The organism is Limnobacter sp. SAORIC-580 (assembly GCF_013004065.1).
GTDB classification, from domain to species: Bacteria; Pseudomonadota; Gammaproteobacteria; order Burkholderiales; family Burkholderiaceae_B; genus Limnobacter; species Limnobacter profundi.
The window spans coordinates 2,830,601-2,855,609 of the sequence record NZ_CP053084.1 but is presented as its reverse complement, the minus strand read 5'-3'; the positions used below and the strand labels follow the sequence as shown (position 1 = coordinate 2,855,609).

Here is a 25,009-nt window from a genome sequence, read left to right as displayed (position 1 = left end):
GGCATTCAAAAGCATGCTGCCCATGCAGCCACATACACTGCCCGCATGTCTGGGCTTGCATAGCCCAGCATCACCAGCAATGCAAACGCCACCAGCACCACTTTGGCCCAGCTCGGCATCAGTGGTGTACTGGTTTGTTGGTTTTCAGGCGGCTTGTACTGTGGGTTCATTCGGGCTTGCGCTTTGTTCCTGAATAGGCCAGTTTACCGCAGCGGCAATTGCACTTAAAGCCACACATATCCACCACACCATTGTGTAGCTGCCAGTGGCATCAAACAAAAGGCCGCCTAGCCAGCCGCCTACAAAGGCACCAATTTGGTGGAACATAAACACCAAGCCACCGAGCATGGACAGGTTTTTGACACCAAACATGGCTGATACGGTGCCTGTGGTTAAAGGCACGGTGGATAACCACAACACGCCCATGCCCGCTGCAAACAAGTACACACTCCATGTGCTCAAGGGAGTCAGGATGAAAGCCACAATCAGCACACCGCGCAGGCCATAAATGCCAGTCAGCAGCATGGGTTTTCTGAACTTGCCACCCCACAAACCGGCCAGGTAGCTTCCCAATATATTAAACAGGCCAATCAAGGCCAAGGCTGTGCTGCCCGCGCTGGCGGGTATGCCGCTGTCTTGAAGATAGCTGGGCAGGTGTACGCTGATGAACAGAATTTGAAAGCCGCACACAAAGTAACCCACGCTCAGCATGAGGAAGGCGCGATGCCGTATGGCTTGCCCCAGCGAGGCCCACATGCCGAGCTCTTTGTCTGCAGGTGCTTCCTGGTGGCTGGCTGCGGTGTTCGGGCACTCGGCACTGCAGGGTGCATCATCGGTTTTCAGGGGCGTGGCTTTGGGTTCAATCAATTGCCAGGCCAACACCAGAATAATCACGGCAAAACACGCCAGAATGGTGAGTGCTGAAGACCAACCCACCTGGTTGATCAAAAACAAACCACCGGGCAAAAACGCGAACTGCCCCAGTGAGCCCAAAGCCATGGAAATGCCCATGGCCATGCTGCGTTTTTCAGGGGGCATGGCACGGCTGACCGCGCCAAACACCACAGGGAAGGTGGTGCCGCTTAAACCCAGACCAATCAAAACACCGGCGCTCAAGGTCAGCATACCCGGGCTTTCAGCCATGGCCATCAAAAACAAACCCAGTGTGTATAGCGCACCACCAAGAATCATGGTGATTGCTGAGCCCAGGCGATCAGCCATTCTTCCAACAAATGGCTGTGCCACACCCCACACCAGGTTTTGCATGGCAATTGAAAAGGCAAACACTTCACGCCCCCACTCATTGCTCAAACTCATAGGCTGTAAAAAAAGCCCGAATGAGTGGCGTATGCCCAATGAGATGGTCATGATGAATGCCCCGCACCACAACACGGTGAGGGGGGATACTGCCTTGTGAGTGTTCAATTGCATGGCAAGCGGGTATTAAGGTTTGATGTAGGCAAAACCCTGTTGGGTTTGCAGGTCGGCCACACGCACCACGCCTGATGGCGTGAATGTCGCATCGAGCACAAACTGGTCTCTCTTTAAATTGCGGTTTTTCAAGGTAATTTCGCAAATCTCGAACACCACGCCGCGGGCGGTCAGTGCGCTCACCAGTGGGGCGTATTGTGTGCCCGTTTCAGCATGCTTGGCACCTTCCATTAAAAAGTCCACGCCATTGGCATGGGTCACCACAATAATGGTGGTTCTCGGTGAAACATCCAGGTGGTTGCGAATATTGCGCAGGGCTTTGAGCGGTTGTTCGGCACCGTCAATGTGATACACCACCTTCGAGGTAATGTCCTGTGTAGTCATTCGCTTCACAGGGGCAGATTCCTGCGCATACACCGTGCTAGTCATCAACAAGCCTGCCGCGCAGGCTACCAAGGTATTTCTGATCATAAGCCAACTCATGAATTGCTCCTTCAATGTCGGTTAACCCCGCCTTATCCCGCGAAAAGGTGGGGTCGGCGAGGTGACTCCTTAGAGGGATGTTTAACCCATCCTGCATCGGGATACTCAACAGTACCGATTTAAAAGGATGAGCAACAGTATGAAACCCAACACCGCATTAAACACCGCTTTGGCGGTCAGCAAAATTGGTGTTTACGCGGCTGTCGCATTCAGCGCAGTGGCTTGCTCGTCATTAAGGCCCTTCGGGCAGGAAGATGAGTTTCGGGCCAAACTGAAAGCACCGGAAATAACCGGAGCCAGTCAGGCCGCACCTCAGGTGACTTTGCCGATTGAGCGTTTGCCCTCCGATACTTTTTGGGTTCGTCCACAGATTTCCGAAGGCGAGTTGCCAAACCGCATGGTCGAGAACCTGTCGGTGACCGAACGCGGCTTGTTCGATGTGCTGCAGCTGATTTTCGCGAGCACCAACATGCCATTGAGTTTTGAGGGTGGGGCGGATGCAGCGTCCCGTTATGGGGTGGTTACGCTGAACAATCTCAGTGGCACTTTGCCGCAGGTGATGAACAAGTTGGGCGAGATCATGGGGTTTTTCTGGACAGTGACTGAGTCGGGTGTGTTGAGGATCATGCCTGAGCAACAGTTTGTCGTCACAATGCCGCCTGTGCTGAACGAGGACAGCATGGCTGGCATTACCAACACCATGCAGTACTTGGGCGCACGCGATGTGTACCTGGATCGCATTAACCGATCACTGGTGTTTCGCGCCAACCGCAGGGCCTTGAATGACATTCAAAATTATTTGGAGCGTGCACGGGCGACGCGTTCGCTGATCGTGTACGACATGAATGTGCTGCAAGTTGATCTGAATGACTCCAACAACATGGGAGTGCGCTGGGAGTTGTACAAAACTGGCAATGGCATCAATACCGCGCCAGATTCTTCCATTGCGGGCGCCTCAAGCACAGCCGATCGAATCACGCAGTTGACACGCACTGCCACGGGCATTGAAACCCTGATTTTTGGTGAAAATTTTTCGACCAATTTTCTGATTGATTTTTTAAAGTCGCAAGGCGATGTCAAAACATTGAGCCAACCAAAAATTGGTTTAATGAATGGCACCAACGGCAATATTCGTGTGGGCCAGTCCACCACATTTGTGTCGCGTGTGGGTTCGCAAATTGTGAACGGAGTGGCGCAATCGACCGCCGACACGCAGAATTTGCGCACCGGCCTTGAAGTGTCGCTAACAGGGGAGGCACACGATTCCACCATTTACACACGCATCAATATTTCAATCACCGAGCTCCTGGCGCTCAAGCGTTTTACTGCCTTGGGTGTGGATTTGAATTTGCCTGAAGTAGCCGACCGTGAACTGAAAACCCAAGTGCGTTGTCGCCCCGGCGACACTATTTTGCTGGGTGGTATTACTGTTTCGCGCGCCCAAGATGATTTTCAAAGTGGGCTGGGCACACGCAGCCGCACCGAGAGCACCAAGCAAACCGAACTGGTGGTGACCATTCGCCCGCGTTTGTTGTTGTTCGGTGAAGTGGCCAAGCTGGAACAACCTGCAGCGCAGTTGCCCGTGCTGGAAACGCCAGCCCCGATCAAACGCAGAATTGAACCCAAGGCGCCCAGCGCAGTTGAACCCGTGGCAGCGGCCGTGGGTGGTCCCTTGCGTTTGTCGACAAGCCTGGGTTTTGTGCCCTCGCAAGTTCAAATGATCTCGAAACTGACCCCGTTTCAGGAGCAGTGAATTCATGCATGCCTTTCAGAAAAACTTTGTTAGTTATTGCCTGGCCAGTACTTGCGCGGCATGGTCGGGTGGTGTGTTGTCGCAGCAAACCATTGCGAATCCCTTGATTCGCCCTGCCATGTTGCAGGGTGCGCCCGCAGCGAATGGGCCAGATTCTGCCGTAGCCACGCAGCGCCCGGCAGAACCAGCAGCCACCGGCGATGCTGCCGAGTTGCGCCGGCAGGCCGAGCGACGAATTACTCAAGAAGATTTGAACATTCGCCAACAAGCCTTGAACTCCCCGGTATTGCCGGTGCCCCTCATCAACCTGTTCAGCAATATGCAGGTAACCGCCTATTTTCAGGGTGCAATTGTGATGCGTCGGGTCGAAAACGATTTCACGCCCCAGCAAGTCAGCCAGCCTGCTGCCGCTCAACAGACTGGCAATGGCCGAGGCGAACCTCCCCCTGCTGTGGTGGTGCCTCGCCCGGTGTCGCGTTCATCGGGTGCACTTCGTTTGCGAGTGGGTAAAACAGAAAATGTCAGCGGCTACCCTTTGCGGGCCACGGTTAACGGGCAAGACATCACAGTAGATTGGTTAAGTGAAAACGGGACCTGGGTCAATGTGTTTTATGGCGCGCTTGAGTCGAGCGCAGGTGGCCTGCCGCAAGTGCCCAGCGATTCACAGTTGCTGAAAGTGGAAACCGATCAGTTTGATCATTTGGTGCCCGTGCTGCGAACACAAACCTTCTCGCCTTCAGGCACTTTGGGGGGGCAGCAAGGCGGCAACTTTGGCTCCGGGTTTGGTGGTGGCAATGGTGGTTTCGGTGGCAATCTGGGTGGCAACAATCAACCTGGTTTTGGCACCGGCTTTCCCAACTGAAGGAAACAATCCGCATGAAATCACTTGAGGCAGATTTGGTACAAGCCGGGCTGGATGACCACCAGCTCAATTTGCTTCGCCAACAACACACACACTTGCGTGGAGAGGGTCGGTCGGCCGAGTTGGGCAGCCTCGCCTTGCGCTCACGATTTCTGAATCTGGATGACTTGGTCGACTCCGGTTCCCAGGAAGATTCCAATGTCATTGGCGATCATTTCACCTTGCAAACCATTTTGCCGCTGGAGTTTTGTCGTCGATTTGTGTGTGTGCCCACCGAGTTCTCAAAGGGGGTGCTTACTTTGCGTTGTGCGCAGCCCTTGAAAGCGGCTCAACAGGATCGTATCCGTCAAATTCTGCGCGCCCCTGTTTCTGCATTGAAGTTTTTGCCCTCCAGCCGTCAGGAGGTGTGTGACTTGCTGTTGCGCATCGAACAATCCGGCTCGGTCAACGGCCTGATCACGGTACTTCGGCATGAGGGGCTGGAGGCTGGCCGTTTGCGCAGCCTGGTGTACGCCGTGTTGAAAGAGGCCTTGTCGCTTCGCGCCAGCGACATACACCTGAGCCGCAAAGGTGATCCCGATGCCTGGATTGCGTACCGGGTGGATTCGGTGATGCGGCAAACCCATTTGCTGCCCGAGTTGTTGATGCAATCGCTGGTGGCTCGTATCAAGATTGAAGCGGGTATGGATGCATCCAATAGCCGCACAGCCCAGGATGGTCGCTTGACTGTTGAGCACGAGGGTCGCGTGGTGGATTTTCGAATTTCCACGCAACCCTTGGTGGATGGCGAATCGGTGGTGCTCCGTGCATTGGACGCCTCGCTGTTGCCGAGCTTGGGTGCCCTGTTTCCTGGGCAACCTAAAATGACCGAGTTGATCAAAAGCATCACCAACCAAACCGGCAAAACCGGGGGGCTGGTGTTTATTTCCGGCGCGACGGGCTCGGGCAAAAGTACCACGCAATACACAGTGGCGTGTGGCTTTCGGCGAGACGCCATGAATGTGATCACTGTGGAAGATCCAGTCGAATACATTTTGCCTTTTGCCAAACAAATTCAATTGCAGGCCTTGGTCAAGCAAAAAGCCATTGAGCTTGAGCGCTCGATACTTCGCCAAGACCCGGATATTCTTATTTTTGGCGAGGTGCGTGATGCAGACTCAGCCCGCGCTGCCTTGGCTTTTGCCGAAAGTGGTCACCTGGTGATTTCCACCATTCACGCCAACAGCGTGTTGCAGGTCAGTGAACGTTTCCTGTCGATGATCGACCCCGCCCACCGCGCCGATTCTGAATTTTTGCTTGCGCATTTTTTGCGTGTGGTTATTCATCAGCGTTTGGTACGCCGCCTGTGTTCTTGCGCCAAACCCGTACAGGGTGAAATGCTTGAACACTTTCAGTCACAGGCGGTTCGGCTTACAGGTGGCCTGATTCAACCGCGCACTGGTTTGCGTCACAAGGTGGGCTGTACCCGCTGCGCTGGTTTGGGGTATTCAGGTCGCGTTGCTGCGCATGAAACCATGCATGTGCCAGCCGAGGAAACCATGCGGGGCCGTTTCGTAAAGGCTTTCAAAAACCACAATCTGGAGCTTCCCGTTGATTTATGCGAAGAGAACGGGGTGGACTACACCAGCCGGCTTCAAACCCTGCAAACCCTTTTGGACCAGGGCATGGTCGACTGGCCCAGCGTTCTTCAGATACTTGGTGTGGCGGGGGACTGAGCATGTCAATTTCAAATTTTCGTGTGGATTACCTGGCGCCGCAAATGCTGGATGCAACCGCCCGGCCTGACGATCGCTTGAGCGGTTATTTTCGCCACCAATTGGTGATTACCGCATCCAGAAAGCGTGAGGCAATTCAGCAAGTCATTGACCGTGGCGGTGTGGTGCTGGATGTGATTGAACTGCAAGCCAAAGGCAGGTTGTCTCGCCTGTTTGGATCGAAAGTCAGTCGAAGTTACAAACAAAAATTCTTGCAGGCGCTTGCATTCAATGTGCGTTCGGGTTTGTCGCCCGAGAAGTCGCTGGAGCAAGTGATACTGGGTGAGCTGGGCGAGCCGCGTTTGATCTTGAACCAGGCTTTGAATGCATTGCGCCAGGGTTTTGGTTTTGTGGCGGCTGTGGAGCTGTTGAACTGGTTTGATGATTCCACACTCGCGGTGTTAAGCGCAGGCGAGGCGGCTGGCCAGTTGAGTGAGGCCCTTGAAACAGCGGTGAGTTTTTATGAGAAGGGCTCAGCAACACTGAAGCTGATGTTTGGTGCCGTCACCTGGACTGCACTGGATTTGATCATGGCAGTGTCTACGGTAATTGGCATGCGTTTTGGTTTGATTGAGCAGTTGAAAGCAACACCATTGATGAGCGAAGACCCCGCCAAGGTTGCGCAATACAACAGCTCTCTTGCCTTGGCTGAATGGGTGAACAATGGTTTGCTGGTTTTCTCATTTGTCTTCTTTCTGATCCTGATTTATTTCACCATGCTGGTGTTGTCGCCTGATCAAAAAACCCGCACGCAAGCCTTCGGAATTCTGGAAAAAGTACCCGTGATCGGTGAGCTGCTCATTTGCTCGGGCATTGCCGCAACAACCCGTGTGTTGGGCTCCTTGTTAACAGGTGGCGTGGCTTTTTTGAATGCGGTACAAATTGCGCGAAAAGGCACCATTACGCCCACCGTGTCCCTGTTCTGGCAAACCATCACCGATCGCAGTGAAATTGGAGAGCAGCCTGCTGTTGCCTTCAATCATCCCTTGCTGGACAGCAGCGAACGCTTGCTGATTCGCGCGCACAAAGACCAGGCGCAACTGGCCGAATGCCTGGCCTCGATTTCACAAACCCGGGATGACAAAGCCAACAGCGCCGCGCGCAAATTTGCAGTCATCGCATTTGTGGCCTCTCTTGCGTACTCGGGTATTGCGGTGTTGTTCAGCCTGGCCGTGGTGTATTTGCAAAATGAAGTTGTGTTGTCGGGAGCCTAAGCCGTGGAAGCAATCAATCTAAAAAGCATTTACTCCAACCTGATTGCTGGGCGTTTGCCTGTGGGCACAGGCAGTGCACAGAAAGTGGTCATGAATCAGGCCTACGCTATTTTGGGCACCAACCGCCTGCATGCGTACCTTGCTGAACGTGCGGGCCATGTGTATTACTTCGCCATTGAAAGTGCGTGGCTTAGTTCAGCGCCAGGTTTTAATTTGCCTTTTGTAGACGTGTTGCCCGATGGTCCTTTGCATGTGGGCGATGCAATTTACCTGATGCACGGTGCTGACTATTCCGTTGCCTTGATTATCGAAGGTGGCAGCGTACGTTTGTTGTGCAACGACCAGGATGTACTGAAAGACTATTTGATCGGGCTTGATCTGCAAATTGTCGAAATTGAACACAAAGGCGGCAAACCGCTCACCAGCATTCCGCAAGCCATTCAGGGCATTACTGAGCGTTTTAGTTCCTTGATGATGAAAGGATCAATTGGCGTGTTGATTTCAGCATCCATGGTGTTTTTGGGGGCGCAGGCAGCAAGTGCCTACACCAACAGCCAGGCTGCAAGTGGGCTGAATGCCCAAGCTGTTGAAAACGATTTGAATGCCACCTTGATCAAGCTCAGCGTACAGCAACCCCTTGCACGCCAAATTTCCAGAATACAAAAAGTATCCGCAACCGTGGTGCGATCGGGGGGCTGGATCGAGAAATACAGCATGAAGGGGGAGAACGATGAGTCTTTTGAGTTGATCCTGCCCAGTTGGGTGAGTCAAGACTACCTTGATTCCCTGGGGCGCGACGTGGTCACCGATCTAAGGGATATGGAAGGGCTTCTCAGTGTACGTAAACAAGGCAAGAAGGAGTCGGTCAAGTGAAACTGGATTTAAAAAACAACAGTACTTTGTGGATAACCGAGGCCAGTCGTCTGATGGGATTGGCACCTGTGTTCGCGATGATGTGTGCTGTGGTCATGGTGATTCTTGCTGCCTTTTCAGTCAACGACTTCTTGCGCACCAACGAGATTGAACGGAAAAGTCAGGAGCTGCCTGAATTCACCTTGAAACGTGTGCCGGTGGGGAAGGTGGTTTACGAAGATTACGCCCGTGTGTTGGCCAGGTTGAGTCCGGATGTTCGGGTAGTTGCCAATCGCGACAGCATCAAGATTGATATTGCTGACCCTTCCAAGTATGCCGAGTTCATGTACGTGTTGAACAGTATTCAGGGTATTTCGAAAGATGTGGTGTGGCATGCCGAGGAAATTTGTCTGGCGGGTTGCGCGGGGCAGGCTTCGTTGGCAATTGTCAAAGGGATGACCGAGAAAGTGGAAGTCAAATTGAGGGGACAAGGCGATGAATGAATCGGACAACAAAGTGGGCATGCCATTTGCCAAACAAAAATTAACCCTTGGGGTTGCAGCATTGGGCCTGGTGGGTTTGGTGTCCTGGGCGGGTTGGACTGCTTTTCAGGGCTCTTCCAGTCCAAGTGTTTCGCCTGTAGCCAGCGCATTTGCGGCAGGTGATTCTTCAGGGCAATCAGACCGCCAAGTGGCCAGCATCAATGGCATGAAAATTACCGAAATGGAATTGGGTGGCATGCTGCAATCGGGCGTGGACCGAGCCATTGTGATTGACCGCTACATTAACAAGGTGGTGGCTGCGGAGCGTGGTCGTGAGATGTATGTGGAAGAAGCCAAAGCTGCTCTTCGTGCAGCAGAAAGAGAAGTACTTTCTACCCTGTACACCACCAAACGAATGGACGAGTTACGCAAAGCCGTGAGCGATGATGATGTAAAAGCTTACTACGATGCCAACGTTCTAGACCAAAATTTTCAGCAGTGGAAAGTCAGTTATTACCTGAGCAATGATCAAAACGATGTGCAACAAACCCTGGACAAGTTAAGGAAGGGGGACAAGGACGCGCTTGATCAGTTAAAGCCATTGGTGGAGCAGGGTGACGGTTATTCCGTGGCTCAGGCAATGCCCTACAACCTCGGGCGCGTGGTGTCGAAAATGAAAAAGGGTGAATTCAGTGAGGTGCTGCGTTTGCGCAACGGCCTTTTGGTGCTGAAGATTGAAGACAGCAAACAACTCAAAAAACCCACTTTGGAAGAATTGAAGCAAGACATTGTTCAAGCCCTTGCTTTAGAGAAATTCAACGCTGAACTTGAGCAAGCCCGCAGGCAAGCCAAGGTGGAGTTGGGTTAACTAAGTGAAGTCAACAAGGCTTGAGCAACATAGGTAATTAAGGAGAACGTCATGAAGTCTATTTCCAATCCCGCAGCCTTTTTGCGAAAGCAAAAACAGGCGGGTTTTATCCAGGCGGCTTTGCTGTTCGGCATTGCCTTGATGACAGCAGTGCTGGGTGGTTTTGCACTGGCCAACCGAAGCCCAACTTCACAAACCGATGTGGAGCAAGCGAAAGTAAATGCGTCTGTAATTTTGAAACAGGCCAGTGATTTGCGCGACGGTGTGGCCAGGTACTCGAGTGATTTTGGCTCGTCGGCTGTTCAATCGACACTTGATTTTTCGAACACCGCCAACCAGGGGCTGTTCGATCCCACCGCGCGATATGCTTCCCCACAAATCATGCCCACCACAGCTTTTGCCAATGGTGAGGACACGACAATCAAGTCACCTTCTGCATTGTCGGCGGGGCACTGGTACATCAACAAAGTGACTCCAGGCAAAGGGTTGGCAACGTCAAGTGAAGATCCAATGGTGATCTTGCCAGGCTTGAGGGCAGACGTGTGCGGACGAGTCAATACCTTGTTGTATGGGACCTCTTCTATTCCAGTCGCGGGTACCGCTTTGTCTGTTTGGACAACAGGCAGCACCGATGCCGGCATTTCTGCAATTAGTACTGCGCCAGATCCCGCAGGTTGGCCCGAAGGTTGTATCGCAACCAGCGACACCAAGTATGTGTATTTCAAGGTGATTCAGGAAAATTAAACCGCTGCAACTTCACCAAGCCCGCAATAGCGGGCTTTTTTTTCGTCATGTTTCACCAAAGCAAGGGATGTGGGCTTGTATGCATTCACCCGTTAACCCGGTATGTACCGAAATCCGTGCGAGAAACTGAGGTTAAAAAATCGTGAACAGGAAATTCTTTCAGCAACAAAGCGGATTCATCGCTTCCTACATTTTGTACGGCATTGGCTTGCTGGCAATTGTGGGTGCTGCCTATGCACGTTTGAGCACCAATACCCAACAGGGGCAATCGGTTCAAGACACAGTCAATGAGGTTGCTGTGCAACTTGAAGTCATCAAGGGAAAAATCATGTTGTGCGCAGCAGTGTATCCCGATGGTGATCACGCTCAGTTCGATACACGCCACGCTTACCCGGCTCCGGCCACAGCCGGCAATATTGCGGTTATTTCAGCTGTGGCCTGCCCCACGCCGAATGGGCCTTTGTCTCTCGCCTTAATGCCAGATGGAATTCCATTGCCAGTCAGCCCACCCGATTTCGAGGAGTGGGTGTATGAACACACCGAGGCTGGCGGCATACGGCTTCGGTTAATACCGCGACTCAGCGGGGGCGCAGCAGCGACCCGAGAACGTTTGCTTCGTCAGTACGACGGTTCAATCATCGCCAATGGCGATGAAATTGTGTTTGCGGTTTTGAACTAGAGGTTCACATGAAAAAGAACAAGCCCACAGTTAGCCCGATCAATTTCAAACCGAAACCCATTGTTTTGGCCGTACAACATGCCTTGCCTTACCTGGTGGCTCTCGGTTTGGGTGCTGCTGTCATTTCGCCTGCGGTGGGCCGTTCAGGCGATTCTGCGGCCGCTTTTACTGCTACGCAGCTTATTCGCCAGTTCACCTTGAAAAACACCGTGGCTCAGGTAAGCCAAGGCATGCAAGGCTATGTGGCCGAGTTCAATGGTGCATTAAGGGCCAGTGAAATGGGTGCCGTAGTGGGTGGTTATCCGGTGGACATGGGCTCGGTTCCCTCATCGGTTAATCTGCCTCAGCGAGATGGTGCTGGCAGGCCTTTGGGCTACTGCGCCTGGGACAACAGCGCTTCCACATCCAACAGCAGTTTTCTGGCCGGGCAGGGTGTGGCAAATCCGTTGGTGTATGCCGTAGTGTCGCCTGGGTTGAACGGCAGCATGGAAACGAGTTGCGCCTATATTCTCGCCAATCGCAGGGGCTTGGGCGACGATTATGTGCAGGTGACTGCACCTTCGCAAACATCGTCCAAACAGTTTAAAAGTGCTGTGGGTACCTATGCCGAATTAACCGCGATGCCAGGTGAGGAAGGTGACATTCGCCTGGTGCTGGAAACCAACAAATTGTACAGCTACGTGGGTGGTGCCTGGCAGCCTGTGGATGCCAGCAAATTCAATGACGATTCAGCGGCCAACGGTGCAGGTGCAATTGCTTACACCACTGGTAAAGTCACTGTGGCTGATTTTCAAGCTGCAAGTGCAACCATCACGGGTGCCTTGTCTGGAAGCGCTGCCACATTTACCAGCAGCGTGACTGCCAACAGTTTTATTGGCAATGGCGCAGCTTTAACCGATCTGAACGCAAGCAATGTGAACAGTGGTGTGTTGGGCGCTGCATTTGGTGGCACCGGCATTGATTCAAGTGCCGCTGCGCAGGGCAGTTTGCTGATTGGTACCGGCGCGGGTTTCGCTTTGGGCGCAATCAGCGCAGGCGATGGAATTGGTGTTCTCAACGGTGCTGGCAGTATCACCATTTCCAACACAGGTGTACTCAGTATTACCGGCACCAACAACCAAGTGATTGCAAGTGCAATGAATGGCGATGTGGTGCTCAGTTTGCCGCAAGACATTGCCACCACCAGCACGCCCACATTTGCAGGTGCAATGTTCAATGGAAATATTGATGTTGCTTCGATTAGCCAAGCGGGGGTACCTGCCACATTGGCCTTTCAGTATGCAAGCGATACAGGTTCAAGTTTTTACCCTGAACCCAATCTTGGGCTGGGAAGTGGTGCCTTGGCAGGTCGAAAAAATGCAGGCAATGTGGCCATCGGTATGGATGTATTGGGGAGAATGACCACACTTGGGTATTACGATGAGTCGGGTACTTGGAACACGGGCGTGGGTTATCAGGCCCTTTACAGCAACGACTATGGTGATGAAAACACCGCCGTGGGTTACAAAAGCCTGTATTCCAACACCACAGGTTATTACAACACTGCGATGGGTTCGCAGTCGATGTTGTCGAATACCACAGGCACGGCAAACACCGCGATTGGTTACGACGCCATGCGAATGAACACCACGGGCAGTGGTAATACATCGCTAGGGGTCGCATCACTGCACAATAACACTACTGGTTATCGGAACGTGGCATTAGGCCGCGGTGCGATGTACTACAACACCACGGGTTACCGAAATGCCATGGTGGGGCAAGCTGCCTTGCATTACAACACCGAGGGTCACCAAAACGCCGGTGTGGGGCAGGCATCTATTTACTACAACACTACGGGCTATTACAACGCATCAGTCGGGGCGTATGGCCTGTACTTCAACACCACAGGTGCCGAGAACTCTTCGGTTGGTGCCAACTCCCTGTTGGGCAATGTGAGCGGGAATCGAAACTCGGCGCTGGGTTATCAAGCCAATGTGTTGAGTGGCGCTTTGAATTACGCCAGTGCGATTGGTGCTGATTCGCGCGTGGGCACTTCCGATACCGTGGTGCTTGGCGCTTTGGGTGTTAATAAAAACTCAACCTATTCTACAATCGATGACCAAATTGTCATCGGCTCAACGGCGCGCAACGATACCTTTCCAAACACCAAGTTGTACGTGGAAGGCAATGTAAATTTAAATGGCGATTTGTACGCTGCAAATGCAACCTTTAGCGGTGCTGTCAATTTCCAGGGTGGCGTATTGGTTCCTACAGATCAGAAACTGCGCTTCGGTGAAGATTTCGAGAACTCGGATTCACAGTTCATTTATCGATCCAATCTCGCAGACGATCAAACCGTAATGCGAGTAGTCATTGGGGATAATCCAAACACATTCGGGCATCCGCAGGCCGATGAGTTTCAGATTGGTCGTTTGGAAGGTGATCAACTCACTTACACACCAGTCTTCCGTGTTGCAGGCAATGGCGATGTCATTGCCAGCGGTACTGTTTCTGCAACTCGCTTGGTACTTGGTGATTATTCTGGGGGCGTTTCCGAGCCGAATATCGCGATTGGCGCAGGCGCTTTGGCATCACCTGCCTCTGGTTTAGGGGCCAATTTGGCAATTGGATTCTATTCCCTTAACAGCAACACATCAGGTCAAAAAAACGTAGCCATTGGTAACTTGGCACTGCGCCACAATACAACGGGCTTGAAAAACACCGCACTTGGTTATGCTGCTTTCTACAACAACACCACAGGTTCTAACAACACGGCGTTGGGTGACGGGGCCGCTTTCAACAACACCTCCGGTAACAACAATACGGCGCTGGGTCAAGCCGCCATGTTCAGCAACACCACAGGTTACTTGAACACGGTGGTGGGCAAATCAGCCCTGTACTACAACACCACAGGTTATCAAAACACAGCGCTAGGCGCTCAGGCATTGTTCGCCAACACCACCGGCCGCGACAATACCGCAGTTGGTTCCCTTAGTTTATTGAATAACACCACGGGTATAAGCAACACGGCGGTCGGAGATTCAGCCTTATATTTAAACACCACGGGTGAGAAGAACGCTGCCTTGGGTGACGATTCTTTGCGAAGCAACACGACTGGTTTCAGAAACGTGGCGATTGGTCAAAGCAGCTTGCGTGGCAATACAACTGGCTCGCGTAACGTAGCCTTGGGTGACGATGCTGGTTATGCAAATTCTGCATTCGACAACACCAATGCGAATATCTCGGGCAGTAACAATACTTTCCTAGGCGCGAATGCCTTGCCGGGTGTGGCCACACAGTTGAATTACGCCACGGCATTGGGATCGGAAGCGCTTGTCACCACATCCAATACGATTACTCTGGGCCGCATTACTGATACCACTGTAATTGGCGCAACTGGCGACGATCTTAGCGGCAATCGTTTGCAAGTGACAGGCAACGCTCGTTTCACTGGCAATGTAGATGTTAGTTCACTAAGCGTACTGGGTGTACCTGCAACCTTTGCGTTTTCATATGCCAGCGACACGGGTTCTGCTTTCTATGCAGAACCCAATCTTGGCCTTGGTGTTGGCGCCTTGGCGGGTCGGAAGAATGCTGGCAACGTTGCGGTGGGAGACGGTGTGCTTGGGCAAATGGCAACCACTGGTTACGGAACTGAATCTGGTACCTGGAACACTGGCGTGGGTTATCAAGCGTTGTACAGCAACGACTACGGCGATGAAAACACTGCACTGGGTTACAAAAGCCTGTACAGCAATACCACCGGGTACTACAACACTGCCTCGGGTGCCTGGTCTTTGTACTCAAACACCACTGGAAGTTACAACACCGCCAACGGATACTACAGCTTGCAGGCCAACACCACAGGCGATGACAACGTGGCGGTGGGTGCCTATGCACTTATGGCCAATACAACCGGCAGTAGCAACGTGGCGGTTGGGCAGTTTGGCCTGGGCCGCAATACCATGGGTTACTACAACACGGCAGTGGGTGATGCAGCCTTGAATGGCAACACCACGGGCTTTTACAACACCGCCATTGGCGCTTACGCCGCAGACACCATTAGTACCAGCGCTTATGTGACTTCGATTGGTGCATTTTCAATGTTCAGGGCTACTGCTTCAGAAAGTGTCGCCGTAGGTACCAACACCCTGTATTACTCAGAAGGTCAGTACAACACGGCGGTGGGTAACAGCACGTTTGGCGAGTTGCGTGCGGGTGCATCCAACACAGCGCTGGGCCACTATGCCATGCCCGCGTTAACCACTGGTAATACGAATATTGCGATAGGTCACCGTTCAGGCAATACAATTACCACCGGCAGTCGCAATATTTTAATCGGGGACCTGGCTGGCAATGGCACCCTGACCAGCACCAGCAATATCGCTTTAGGCAATAGCGCAACAATAGGTGATGCACTTTCTTACGCAGTTACCATTGGTAATGATTCTTCGGTAACCACTTCCAACACGGTTGTTCTGGGCCGCTCCATCGATAACATCGTGATGGGTGCAACAGGTGATGATGGCAGCGGCAACAAACTGCAGGTGACTGGCGGGTTGCGCGCATCGGGCAATGTATTTCTGAACACGGGTACTGCGGCAAACTACACGCAGCTGCGTGATCTGCGTGTGATGTCCTCCGCGGATGATGCGGGCTGGGATCATCTTCGAGTTCGGTCGGGTGCTCGTTCAACTTCAATTGATGCGGGTGGTGCAGAGGATGGTTTGGTATTCCGGGTAGGTCAGGGCAGTTCAGGTGGTGTGGGTGACCAAACTTACAACACGGTGCTTACACTGAAAGCCGATCAATCTGCAGTGTTTACAGGTCGCGTTGATGTTCAAAGCCTGTATGTGAACGGTGAACAAATCGCACCAGTGAATAAGGCAAATATTGATACTGCACTTACATTTGCAAGCACGGTGGGCGCTGCCTACCCGCAAAGCAGTTTGGCCCTGGGTGTGAACGCGTTGGACGCGGATCCCCGTGCAGGCAATATCGCAATTGGCGAGGGAGTGCTGACCAGTTTGTCGCCCAGTGCAATAAATACCGAAGGTATCTTCAACACGGGTGTAGGCTTCAATGCACTCACCCTGAACAGCACAGGTTCAAACAATACTGCAGTAGGCACTTACAGTTTAAACCGCAACACCACAGGTTATGCAAACACGGCAATCGGTGTGTACGCCATGGTGAACACCACGACAGGCTATGACAATACCGGTGTAGGCGTAAATGCACTGAATGCCAACACCACCGGCAACCGCAACAATGCGGTTGGGGTGAACGCGCTTTTCAGTAACAGCAGCGGCACACAAAACAATGCGCTGGGTACAAATTCCTTGTTTTCCAATACCACGGGCTATCAAAACGTGGCAGTGGGCGACAATGCCTTGTACACCAACTCCGCTGGTTATCAAAACGTAGCCGTTGGTCCAGATGCCTTGTACAACAACACTACTGGTCATCAAAACATTGCAATTGGCTATAACTCGCAACGAAATACAACCACGGGGTACCGCAACACCGCAGTGGGTGCAAATGCATTGTTGAACAACACAGATGGTTTTCAGAACAGTGCGTTTGGTGTGAATGCCCTGCTGGCCAATACCAGTGGCGATTACAACAGCGCATTTGGTACTAACAGCATGCTGAGCAACACTCTGGGCGAGCGAAATGTGGCGATGGGTTTTAATGCCTTGCAAGCCAACACCACAGGCTCTAGCAACGTGGCGATCGGTGTTAACGCAATGTTGAAAAACACCACTGGCAATGAAAATACAGCGGTGGGCGACAATGCCTTGTTCGAGAACACGACAGGCCATTCCAATGCAGCAATGGGTCGTGGTGCCTTGTACAACAACACCACGGGTTATTACAACATTGCAGTAGGCCGCAATGCCTTGCTCACCAACAGCACCGGTTACAACAACAGTGCCTTGGGCTACAACAGCCTTATATTCAACACCACGGGTTACAACAACGCAGCACTGGGCCGCAACGCCTTGCAGAACAACACCACAGGTTTGAACAACACGGCTTTGGGTACTTTTTCCATGTTCGGTAGCACAACAGGCTTTGACAACACTGGGGTGGGTTTGAACTCGCTTTACTCCAACACAACGGGCAATGCAAACCTGGCCTTGGGTAAAAACGCGCTGTTTGGTAATGCTACTGGTAGCTACAACATGGGTATCGGAACTTCGACCGATGTTTTGCTGAACAATTTGAATTATGCGTCTGCAATTGGTGCCTTCGCACGTGTTACGACTTCAAATACGCTGGTGCTGGGCGCTTTGGGTGCGGGCAAAGATGGTGTTGTCTCTTCCGTGAATGATCAGGTGGTCATTGGAACAACATCGCGCAACGACGCTATTTCCAACACCATTTTTCATGTCGCGGGTGTCTCCAATTTTTCATCCATGTTGTACGCAACGGGCGGTGCTCAAGTGTCTTCGAACCAACTGCTGCGTTTTGGTGGTAATCAGGAGGGCACAGACACTGTCGGTATATATCGAACCAACACGGCATCCGATCAATCGTTGTTGCGAATTGGAATTGGTGACAATGCGAATACTTTTGGAACCGGAACCACAGATGAATTTCAAGTGGGTCGTTTGAACTCAGATGATTCCTTCAATCCTGTATTCCGCGTAGCAGGCAATGGCGATGTCATCGCAAGTGGTTACATGCAAGCCACAGCCTTCAACGTCAGTTCCGATCGCAGGCTTAAAACCAATATTCAGGCGCAAGATTCGGGTTCTGTTTTAGGCCGGCTTGAACAACTGCAAACTTACAGTTACGAATACCTGGCCAATCCCAACCTGGGGCGTCGCATTGGTGTTATTGCGCAAGAAATTCAGAGCCTGTTTCCTGAGGCGGTGGCCACTCGCGCTGACGGCATGATGTCGGTGGACTACAGCGCCTTGGGTGCCATGGCAGCCATGGGTGTTGGCCAGTTAAGCAAGCAGGTCAAAGTACTCGACAAAACAGTCGCAGACCAAGGCCAGCGAATCACAGTGCTGGATGACCGCATTAATCAACATGACACTCGTATTACATCGCTTGAAAGCTGGAGAACTGATGCCAGCAAACGCATGGACGGCATGCAGACTGCAATTGATTTGAACATTCAGAAAATTGCCGAGAATGCTGTGGCCATTCAAACCAATTCAGTCGCAATTGAGCGGCTGGATGACGCCTTGTTCACGCTGGATGGACAAGTGAAAAACAATTCAGATTTGATCAACAACATCAATTCACGCTGGGCAAAAAACTTCAGCGAGTCGGCAGACGGTTCGCTGCTGACCGTGAATGCAGTTGAGTTGAAGGTCAGCAATTTCACAGCGCAGCAGTTGCGTGCAAATTCAGTTTATTCGCAACGGCTTGAAGCTGAAATGGCGCGAATTGCAGACCTGGAAGTGAATAACTTAAAGGCCAATTCAGCTGTAGCCAATACGGTGCAGGCCGAACAAGTGAATACAGGGTCGGCTCAGGTTTATGCCGGGGTGGGTTTGCCCGCCGTGCTGTTTGCTGCCAAATCAGATGGTCACTACACCGTCAGCACCAGTGCACTCGATGGCAGCTATGCCACTGCAACCGTGATCGTGAATGCCGGGCAAGCCAAAGTAGTATCAGTCGCCAGCGAGGGCATTGAACTGTATGCCGAAGGCAATCAGGTGAAGGTGATCGCGGCGGGCAAATCGATCAAAGCCAGCTGGATCAAAATGGGGTAACCGCGAAGGGTGAAGGCGAAACCTTCAGGCTCGAATAATCTGGTTCTGTTCCTATCATTCTTCAAACGAAGGTGCGACAGTGCAAAACCAGCTTGTTCAGCCAACCAACCCTTTAGCGCATACGCAAGTGCATTGTGATCCCGAGTGGGTGGCGTTGCAGCAACAGCTCGGTTTCACAGTTTTGTTGGGCACACGCAGCATGGGCGACTTGCATGTGTTGAGTGCGCAAAACTCTGGCAGTTTGAATTTTCATGTGGTCAAGTTTCCCCTGTGCATGGGCATGGCCATTCATGGCAACCACCTGGCGGTGGCCTGTAAAACAGACATTCGCCTGTATTACGATTTACTGGCTCACCCACAAGTGTCCAGTCCGGTTTACCAGCGTAGCTACAGCCCGCGCAGTATTCATTTCACGGGCGACCTGGATACCCATGAACTGGATTTTGATCAACATGGGCAGCCGCTGTTTGTCGCAGCGCGCTACGGTTGTGTTGCATCGCTTAGCCCGGTACACAGCTTCAAGCCCGTGTGGCAACCCAAGTTCATCACCCAATTAACCCCCGAGGATTGTTGCCACCTCAATGGTCTTTGTATGGACCAAGGTGAATTGAAATACGTCAGCATGTTTGCTGCAACCGCCGAGCCACAAGGTTGGCGCAACTTGCCATTCAACAGTGGGCAGGTTTGGTCAACAAGCGATCAAGAGGCCGTGTGCACCGGGTTGGTTCAGCCACACAGCCCACGTTTGTACAACGGCGAGTTGTATGTTTTAAACAGCGGTGCTGGCGAAATAGGGCGTATTGACCTGGCAAGCGGACGCTATGATTGCATTGCATTCGTGGGTGGGTATGGTCGGGGTTTAAGCTTTGTTGGCGATTATGCAATTTTTGGTATCAGCAAACCGAGGCACGATGGCTACATACCCAACTTCCCCTTGCATGATCGCTTGAAAGCGCTGCGAATGCCAGACCGTTGCCAACTGATCGCCGTTAATTTGAAAACAGGCCAGGTTATTCAAGCGGTTACTTTTGAAGGTGCTGCACGCGAGTTTTTTGATACCGTTGTCATTCCAGATTGTCAAAATGGGGTGATCATGAACCTGGATGAAGCCCAACACCCGCAACTGATCACCTGTGCGCAAAATGAGCTCCCCGTGCCAGCATGAATTGATAAAGCGGCATGCCGCATGCGTGGTGTGGTTCACCGGCTTGAGCGGTGCGGGGAAAACCACGCTCGCATTCGCGCTTGACGATGCTTTGCGTCGCAAGGGTATTCACACTGCCGTGCTGGATGGCGACAGCTTGCGTCTTGGTTTGAACAGCGATCTAGGTTTCTCGCCAGAAGACCGTGCCACCAATGTACAGCGCACAGCGCAGGTGAGTAAATTGATGGTTGATGCTGGTTTGGTGGTAATTGTGTCGCTTATTTCGCCGCAGGCAGAAAGCCGCAACAAAGCACGTTCCTTGTTCAATGAAGATCAGTTTTTTGAGGTGTATTTGAACACGCCTCTGGAGGTGTGCGAACAACGCGATCCCAAGGGCCTGTATCGCAAGGCGCGCGGCGGCGACATTACGCAGTTCACCGGAATCAGCGCTGCGTACGAGGTACCAGGGAGTCCGCACTTGGTGCTGCAAACTCAAGCACTCAGTGTTTCGGACTGCCTTGAGAGGCTTCTCGCCATGTTGGAACCCGCATTGAAAAGGCGCTCAGCGAATTAACAAGCCAATTGACAATCAATCGGTTTCGGGTAAGGTTAGGTTCCTCCACCCCGCACGCAGAAACAATATGGGAATCAAAATGGAGGCCTTCCCGGCCCCGGATCAGCTTAAAAATGCAGCCCCAAAAACCGAAGAACTGCAAACCGAAGAATTGGCCGAGCTTGAGGCGGTTGATCCTGGCTTGGTGAAACAGGCTCGCCAGAAGCAAACTGTGCTGGTCACCGGCCATGCTGGTTTTATCGGTTTTCACACGGCCAAGGCATTGCTGGAACGCGGCGACAAGGTAATCGGTTTTGATTCACTGAACAGCCATTACGACACTCGGCTCAAGCGCGAGCGCTTGACCATGCTGGATGAAATCGCCAAGGCCACGGGTTCGAAATACCACACTGTGCGTGCCGACCTTTGCGACAGCACTCAACTGCATGAATGCCTTGAAACTTACAAGGTTCAGCGCGTCATTCACCTGGCGGGTCAAACCGACAAATTTTTGTCGCAAGACAAACCCGCCGAATGCGTGCACAACAACATCAACAGTTTTGTGTCGCTGTTGGAAGCCTGCCGCCATTTCAAGATTCACCACCTAACCTACGCCAGCAGCCATGCCGTGTACGGCGCGGGTTTTCAGAAACCCATGAGCGAGCGCGACAGCGCCAATCACCCGCAGCGCCTGGATGCAGCCACCCAACGTGCCTGCGAATTAATGGCCCACTCCTACAGCCACCTGTTTAACTTGCCCACCACTGGCCTAAGGTTTTTCTCGGTGTACGGTCCTTGGGGTCGGCCCGATTCCGTGCTGTTTGCGTTTACCAAACGCATTTTGGAAGGCAAGCCCATTCAAATTTACAACGACGGCCGCAACACCCGCGATTACACCTACATTTCCGATTTGGTTGAAGCGGTATTGCGCGCCAGCGACACCCCGGCCGAGCCGAACCCGGTGTGGCTGGTTGAAGCCCCAGATCAGGCCACGAGCAATGCGCCCTGGCGAATTTTAAATGTGGGCAACAGCTTGCCGGTGTCGATTGAAGAATTGATAGCAGCACTTGAACATGCTTTGGACAAAACCGCGATCAAGGAATACATCACGGGGCCAATTCTGGAGAAAAGCCAAAGCTGTGCCGATGTCAGTGCGTTGCAATTGGCCACACAATTCCGGCCGGTCACCCCCCTGGCGCAAGGCATTGCCGAATTTGCCACATGGTATCGTATGTACCATCAGGTATAAATCGGGTGTAGGGCTACTTAGTGTCGGCTTAGCGACACTTCGGGTGCATCTAAATCCTGTCATCTCCCGGTAACAAGTGGATACAAACACAAATCCACAATGCCCAAGTTACACGGGGCGGAGATGGCAGGAGACACTCATGACCGTAGTACCCTTCAGCAAACTGTTGCTTGTCGCCCTTTTGGGCGCCACCTTGGGCCTTGCAGCCTGTGGCAGCGACGACACCCCGGCGGGGGTTGCAGGCCCCAACAACCCCACGAACCCCAACGAAGAAGTTGAGCAAGCCGTGGTGGTGTTGGTGAATGCCAATAACCCAGATTTCGAGGGAGCCCCCCGTGATTTCACGGCCCCCGCTTGCAGCGCCAGCAGTGAAGAGCCCCGCGAAGGTGGTGGAATATACAGCGTCAACTTGCAGTCGGCCAGCGGCCACAACATTGCATTCACCGTGTTTGAGCCTGCCGAGTTCAACTGCGAACGTGGCAACCCATTGGTGCTGGAAGGCCATGGCTACGGCGGTTCACGCGCCAGCAGCCCGCGGGGAATTATGGGTGACCTGATCGAGGCCGGTGCGGGAGTAATCAGTATTGACCAGCGCGGCTTTGGTGAAAGCGGCGGTTCAGTTCGTGTTCTTGATCCAGATTTTGAAGGTCAGGATTTGCTTCAAATTCTCGACTGGGCCGAGGCCAATCTGGACTGGCTGCGTTACGCCAGTTCGCCCAAACCCGCGGGCAATCGTGAATTCAACATGGTGGCTGGTGCCACGGGTGGCAGCTACGGTGGTGGCTATCAATTGCTGATTCACAACATTGATCCACTGAAACGCCTGGATGCGCTTACCCCCGACATTGCATGGAATGACCTGCGCTACAGCTTGAACCCGGGCGGCGCTTATGGTGTCGAAAACTTTGAACCCGCCGAAGGCAATATCAAACCCACTGGCACTGTAAAGTCGGGCTGGGCCTTGTTGTTGGTGGCCGGTGGCGAATCAGGCTCACTAAGCCCCAAGTTGCAAGCAGGCGACCCCATGGCCTTGCAAACCAGTGGGCAAGACAACTTAATTCGCGAAACCCTGTTGCGTGGCGCTACCGCCAATCGTTTTCCGGAAGGTGCGCTGGAGTTTTTCCGTTACCACAGTCCAAGTTATTGGTGCGACTCTGAAGCAGCTGGTGCACAAACCTTCCTTCAAAGCGAAGTCACGCCTGGCCTGGCCCAGAAAACACCTGATCCAGTCGATATCTTGTTCACGCAAGGCTTTCGGGACACTTTGTTCAACTTCAACGACGCATTCCACAATTTCAGCTGCTACCGCGCGCTTGAGGATGACAAAGGCAAAAAAGGGGATGTACGTTTGCTGACCCACCAAAGTGGTCACATTCTGCCTCTGTCGCCTTCGATGGTCCCCGGTTTGGCTGACTTGACCGAGCAGGGCGCACAAAACGGTCTCAATGAAATTGAGTTCCAGAAGCCAGGTGGCCCTTTTGCTTGTGGTGCCCTGAGCATTCCCGAGGCCCAATTTGCATTCCTGGTTGAAAAGTTGTTTACGCCCCAAGAGGCAGCTGCAATTAAAAATGCCAGCGAGTCCAATGCTTTCACAACCTTGGCTGCGAACAAAGGCAAAGTTTGCCTAAGCCTGAATGACGATGTGGGCCAAGGCACAGCCAGTGAAAACGCCGCGGTGTGGGTGAACGAAAACACATTCTTCAGCAACCTGGGTCCACAAGCCAAGGGCCAGCCGACCAACAGCAATACCCAGCCAGTGGCAATCGATTTCACGCCAGGGGCGGATCCATTGAATGTGCTCACCAGTGCGGTCACTGGTATTTTGCGTTATCCGTTTGCACCCGCGGTCATGCCCATCGACTTGCCCGCTGGTGTTAATGTGGTGGCAGGTATTCCAACTGCGACCTTTGAAATCGCGGCACCGGTTGACATGTTGATGAATCCGCTGTGCAGTCAAATCTATTCAGCAACAGCCATGTCGCCCATTGGGTTGGCTGGGCTTGAGCCAGGCTGCGACCCCATGTTGTTCGTCGGGCTGGGCGTGAATCGAAATGGAGCATGGCGCTTGATCGATGATCAGGTGACGCCCATTCGCGGTTTCGGCAAGCGCCATGTGGAATTGACTGGCGTGGCTGAACGGTTGGCTGAAGGCGAAACACTGGGCCTGCTGGTTTACGGCTATCACCCGCAATATTTGGCAACCGCCTCTCGCGACCTGGTCACCCCTTTGGTGGCGCTGCGTGGCACTTTGAATTTACCCACATTGCAAAATTTAATGCCATAATCCGGCTGTTAACCGATTACTTGCAGCGCCCACTCCACGTGGGCGCTCTTATTTCCAGTGAAAAACCAAGCCAAAGCTGAAGCTATAGAAAATACCCAAGGTGTACGCCCAGCCATGCAGGCGCGCAGCCTTCAAAAGCGGCACGACCTGCTGAAAGCAGGGCGCAAGCTTTTACACACCCGCGTGCTTGAGGAAATTTCAATCAAGGACATTTGCACTGAAGCGGGTTGCACCGTGGGTTCGTTCTACAGCCGGTTTGAAGACAAAGAAAGCTACTTTGACGCCTTGATCGCCGAAAGCTGCCAAGAGTTGCTGATGAGCGCCGCCAGCCAGTTTGACGACCGCAACTGGGTTGGCGTGGAAGGCAAATTGATTTGCGACGAAGTAGTCAGTTTTCTTGTAGGTATTTTTCAGGGCGAATACAGCTCAATCTTGACCGAAGCTTTCATTCGGGAATCCAAAGGCTTCATCGAATCCACGCCCATGAGGGATGTGGGTTTTGGTTTTATCACCACGGTTTCAAAGCCCCTGTTGCAACACATCGACAGCACCGTTCACCCAGACCCGTTGCGGGCCTTGGCTTTTGCCATTCAGATGGTTTACGGTGCCTTGCACAATGCCCGCTTGCGCGATGCGGGCCCCATCAAATTTCGCACTCAAGAATTTGAAACACGAATTCAGAATGTGGTAAGCCGATATCTCGGAATCAAGTCCTGACAAGCCTTGTAGTGAAATTACTACTAAATTGCGAGTATTGACAATTCGCGCAACATTTCATGTTACTCCGGTGGTACATTTTTAGATAAGGCGCTCTAAATTATTAAAACTGTAATTACGGTTTTATTTTTTGGAAAGCTGCTTTACACTAAGCAAAAAATTAGCAAAAAGCATCAATCAAGGTGCAATTACTGGAGGTGACATGTCTTATTTTTCTCAAGGTTC

18 protein-coding genes are annotated in these 25,009 nt (G+C 52.5%); 15 read left to right on the top strand and 3 right to left on the bottom strand.

The annotated features are described in order from the left end of the window. Nucleotides 1-5: 5 nt before the first annotated feature. The 3 genes from HKT17_RS13305 to HKT17_RS13295 are packed head-to-tail and all read right to left on the bottom strand — an operon-like array spanning nucleotide 6 to nucleotide 1,914. On the bottom strand, nucleotides 6-170 hold the full coding sequence (locus HKT17_RS13305; protein ID WP_171100698.1) for a hypothetical protein: 165 nt from the start codon (nucleotides 168-170) through the stop codon (nucleotides 6-8). Then, the gene (locus HKT17_RS13300) at nucleotides 145-1,431 is read right to left on the bottom strand and encodes an MFS transporter (RefSeq protein ID WP_171100696.1); all 1,287 of its coding nucleotides are present in this window, start codon (nucleotides 1,429-1,431) and stop codon (nucleotides 145-147) included. The genes HKT17_RS13305 and HKT17_RS13300 overlap by 26 nt, the downstream gene beginning before the upstream one ends. 12 nt (nucleotides 1,432-1,443) lie before the next feature. Beyond that, nucleotides 1,444-1,914 carry a DsrE family protein gene (locus HKT17_RS13295; protein WP_171100694.1) on the bottom strand — a complete coding sequence of 157 codons (471 nt, stop codon included), beginning with the start codon at nucleotides 1,912-1,914 and terminating at the stop codon, nucleotides 1,444-1,446. A 139-nt stretch (nucleotides 1,915-2,053) separates the two neighbouring features. Between HKT17_RS13295 and HKT17_RS13290 the strand changes: the two genes are divergently transcribed. The 15 genes from HKT17_RS13290 to HKT17_RS13220 all read left to right on the top strand — a co-directional run bounded on the left by HKT17_RS13290 (nucleotide 2,054) and on the right by HKT17_RS13220 (nucleotide 24,784). Then, nucleotides 2,054-3,667 carry a type II secretion system protein GspD gene (locus tag HKT17_RS13290; RefSeq protein WP_171100692.1) on the top strand — a complete coding sequence of 538 codons (1,614 nt, stop codon included), beginning with the start codon at nucleotides 2,054-2,056 and terminating at the stop codon, nucleotides 3,665-3,667. 4 nt (nucleotides 3,668-3,671) lie between these two features. Continuing rightward, nucleotides 3,672-4,529 carry a hypothetical protein gene (locus tag HKT17_RS15545; protein WP_205882435.1) on the top strand — a complete coding sequence of 286 codons (858 nt, stop codon included), beginning with the start codon at nucleotides 3,672-3,674 and terminating at the stop codon, nucleotides 4,527-4,529. A gap of 14 nt (nucleotides 4,530-4,543) precedes the next feature. After that, nucleotides 4,544-6,244 (top strand): GspE/PulE family protein, encoded by a 1,701-nt coding sequence (locus HKT17_RS13280; protein WP_171100690.1) that lies wholly within the window; start codon nucleotides 4,544-4,546, stop codon nucleotides 6,242-6,244. 2 nt (nucleotides 6,245-6,246) lie between these two features. Further along, entirely contained in the window at nucleotides 6,247-7,497 is a 1,251-nt protein-coding gene (locus tag HKT17_RS13275) for a type II secretion system F family protein (protein WP_105027335.1), read from the top strand. A gap of 3 nt (nucleotides 7,498-7,500) precedes the next feature. Continuing rightward, complete coding sequence (locus HKT17_RS13270; RefSeq protein WP_171100688.1) at nucleotides 7,501-8,370, top strand: hypothetical protein; 870 nt, start codon at nucleotides 7,501-7,503, stop codon at nucleotides 8,368-8,370. Beyond that, nucleotides 8,367-8,852 (top strand): hypothetical protein, encoded by a 486-nt coding sequence (locus HKT17_RS13265; RefSeq protein WP_171100686.1) that lies wholly within the window; start codon nucleotides 8,367-8,369, stop codon nucleotides 8,850-8,852. The genes HKT17_RS13270 and HKT17_RS13265 overlap by 4 nt, the downstream gene beginning before the upstream one ends. Continuing rightward, nucleotides 8,845-9,699: a peptidylprolyl isomerase gene (locus tag HKT17_RS13260; RefSeq protein ID WP_171100684.1), complete on the top strand. Its 855-nt coding sequence runs from the start codon at nucleotides 8,845-8,847 to the stop codon at nucleotides 9,697-9,699. Before HKT17_RS13265 ends, HKT17_RS13260 begins: the two co-directional genes overlap by 8 nt. A gap of 51 nt (nucleotides 9,700-9,750) precedes the next feature. Further along, nucleotides 9,751-10,443 carry a type II secretion system protein gene (locus tag HKT17_RS13255; RefSeq protein WP_171100682.1) on the top strand — a complete coding sequence of 231 codons (693 nt, stop codon included), beginning with the start codon at nucleotides 9,751-9,753 and terminating at the stop codon, nucleotides 10,441-10,443. A 142-nt stretch (nucleotides 10,444-10,585) separates the two neighbouring features. Beyond that, complete coding sequence (locus tag HKT17_RS13250) at nucleotides 10,586-11,122, top strand: hypothetical protein (protein ID WP_171100680.1); 537 nt, start codon at nucleotides 10,586-10,588, stop codon at nucleotides 11,120-11,122. 8 nt (nucleotides 11,123-11,130) lie between these two features. Further along, nucleotides 11,131-18,837 carry a tail fiber domain-containing protein gene (locus HKT17_RS13245; RefSeq protein ID WP_171100678.1) on the top strand — a complete coding sequence of 2,569 codons (7,707 nt, stop codon included), beginning with the start codon at nucleotides 11,131-11,133 and terminating at the stop codon, nucleotides 18,835-18,837. Between the two features lie 79 nt (nucleotides 18,838-18,916). Beyond that, a complete protein-coding gene (locus tag HKT17_RS13240) occupies nucleotides 18,917-20,002 on the top strand; it encodes a TIGR03032 family protein (protein ID WP_171100676.1) in 1,086 nt (361 codons plus the stop codon). Further along, nucleotides 19,980-20,555 carry an adenylyl-sulfate kinase gene (gene cysC, locus HKT17_RS13235; protein ID WP_171100675.1) on the top strand — a complete coding sequence of 192 codons (576 nt, stop codon included), beginning with the start codon at nucleotides 19,980-19,982 and terminating at the stop codon, nucleotides 20,553-20,555. The genes HKT17_RS13240 and cysC overlap by 23 nt, the downstream gene beginning before the upstream one ends. Nucleotides 20,556-20,622: 67 nt before the next feature. Beyond that, complete coding sequence (locus HKT17_RS13230) at nucleotides 20,623-21,783, top strand: NAD-dependent epimerase/dehydratase family protein (RefSeq protein WP_171100673.1); 1,161 nt, start codon at nucleotides 20,623-20,625, stop codon at nucleotides 21,781-21,783. Between the two features lie 139 nt (nucleotides 21,784-21,922). Then, the gene (locus HKT17_RS13225; protein WP_171100671.1) at nucleotides 21,923-24,067 is read left to right on the top strand and encodes a CocE/NonD family hydrolase; all 2,145 of its coding nucleotides are present in this window, start codon (nucleotides 21,923-21,925) and stop codon (nucleotides 24,065-24,067) included. A gap of 57 nt (nucleotides 24,068-24,124) precedes the next feature. Then, nucleotides 24,125-24,784 (top strand): TetR/AcrR family transcriptional regulator, encoded by a 660-nt coding sequence (locus HKT17_RS13220; RefSeq protein ID WP_171100669.1) that lies wholly within the window; start codon nucleotides 24,125-24,127, stop codon nucleotides 24,782-24,784. Nucleotides 24,785-25,009 lie beyond the last annotated feature (225 nt).